This window comes from Spirillospora sp. NPDC046719, from assembly GCF_040645715.1.
Taxonomy (GTDB): Bacteria; Actinomycetota; Actinomycetes; order Streptosporangiales; family Streptosporangiaceae; genus Spirillospora.
Window position 1 is genome coordinate 1 of the sequence record NZ_JBEYYT010000856.1, and the last position, 1724, is coordinate 1724.

At 73.7% G+C, this 1724-nt stretch carries 3 protein-coding genes; 2 read left to right on the forward strand and 1 reads right to left on the reverse strand.

Annotated features, from left to right (window positions below; translation table 11 throughout):
* Positions 1-32: 32 nt before the first annotated feature.
* Entirely contained in the window at positions 33-869 is an 837-nt protein-coding gene (locus ABZ914_RS50970; protein WP_500201765.1) for a tyrosine-protein phosphatase, read from the reverse strand.
* 149 nt (positions 870-1018) lie between these two features.
* Here ABZ914_RS50970 and ABZ914_RS50975 point away from each other — a divergent pair, with 149 nt between their 5' ends.
* Both ABZ914_RS50975 and ABZ914_RS50980 read left to right on the forward strand, forming a co-directional pair.
* Positions 1019-1489 carry a PPOX class F420-dependent oxidoreductase gene (locus tag ABZ914_RS50975; RefSeq protein WP_190856739.1) on the forward strand — a complete coding sequence of 157 codons (471 nt, stop codon included), beginning with the start codon at positions 1019-1021 and terminating at the stop codon, positions 1487-1489.
* A 43-nt stretch (positions 1490-1532) separates the two neighbouring features.
* Complete coding sequence (locus ABZ914_RS50980; RefSeq protein WP_500201766.1) at positions 1533-1664, forward strand: hypothetical protein; 132 nt, start codon at positions 1533-1535, stop codon at positions 1662-1664.
* Positions 1665-1724: the final 60 nt, after the last annotated feature.

Genomic DNA, 1724 nt, shown 5'->3' on the forward strand with positions numbered 1-1724 from the left:
GGCCGCCGGGACGCGGATCGCCGGGCCGCGGGTCAGGAGGTCAGGAGCCGGGCGCGCAGCGCCGCGATGGTCGCGTCGCTGAGCCCCAGCCCCTTGCGCACGTAGTTGTCGAAGCCCCCGTAGACGCCGTCGACCTCGTGGAACGCCTCGTCCAGCCACGACGACTCCACCGCGTCCGGCCGGCCGAGGTAGGTGTTGCTGGCCAGGTAGTCCTGGTACACCGTCGCCTTCGGGACGCCGAGGAGCGTCAGCAGCACCGCCGCGCCCCAGCCGGTCCGATCCTTGCCCGCCGTGCAGTGGAACACCGTCGCGCCCGGGTTGGCCGCGATCGAGGTCAGCAGGTCGCGGTAGGCGCGGCTCGCGCCGCTGAAGTCCACCATGAACGGGTAGGCGATCGACTGCCCGATGTTGGACGATCCGGTGACCAGCCCCATCAGGAACCCGTACAGCAGGCTCCCCAGCGCCGGGTTGGCGAAGGAGATGCCGTGCGTCAGGTCCTCCACGTCGGCGACCTTGTAGGCGATCCCGGCGGGCAGCCGGTCCGGGTCGTCCGAGCGCTCCTTGGCGTTGCGCAGGTCCACGTCCAGCGTGATCCCCAGGCTCAGCAGCGTCTGCTGGTCGGCGTCCGACAGGTTCGCCAGCGAGTTGGACCGGTAGACGACACCGCTGCGGACGTGACGGCCGTCGGCGGTCGCGTAGCCGCCGAGGTCGCGGAAGTTGGCGGCCGTCGCCAGCCGCGGCGCCGCGGCGGCCAACGCGGAGGCGGCGGGCGCCCGCGCGGGGACGTCCGCCAGGGCGGGGGGCGCGGTCAGCGCGCCGGCCAGCAGCGCGGTGCCGAGCAGGACTCCGGACGTGCGGGAGGTGCGCATGGCGGTCCTCGAGGGGCGGGGGAGAGGGGGACGCCCGTCATCATGCAGGCCCGCCCGACGGCGATGAACTGGTGAGCCCTCAAAACTTCCCGGCGATCATTGTGCGGGGCGACAACGGGCATCGCCCGGCCCGTCCCTAAGGTGGAGGCATGGCTCCTTCGATCGCCACCGCGAACCGCGTCGAACGCTCCGAACTGCTGGAATTCCTGCGGCCCCGGCACCGCGCGCTGATCGCCACGACGCGCGCCGACGGCCGCCCGCAGCTGTCGCCGGTCACCTGCGGCGTCGACGGCGAGGGACGCGTCGTGGTGTCCACCTACCCCGAGCGCGCCAAGGCCCGCAACGCCCGCCGCGACGCGCGGGTGTCGCTGTGCGTGCTGTCCGACGACTGGAACGGCCCCTACGTGCAGGTCGACGGGACCGCCGAGGTCCTCGACATGCCCGAGGCCGCCGACGCCCTGGTCGACTACTACCGCTGCATCGCCGGCGAGCACCCCGACTGGGACGAGTACCGCGAGGCGATGCGCCGCCAGGACAAGTCCCTCATCCGCGTCACCATCGACCGCTGGGGCCCGATCTCGACCGGCGGCTTCCCCGCCCGACTCGCCCCCACCGACTGACCCTCACCTCACACACGCCCGGACCGGGGCGCTGCTGGGACGGGTGTCGCCCGCGCTGCCGCGCCCCGATCACGTGTACGGCATCCGCGCTGCCGCCGGTGGCGCGCTGGTCCTCACCGACGACCTCGTCCCCACTCCGACTCCGAACAAGACCGTCGTGCTCGGCGACGGCTGACGGCCGCGACGCGGCGGCCCCGCTCAGCCCGCGACGGCGTGCTCGGCGTCGCGGGCGGGC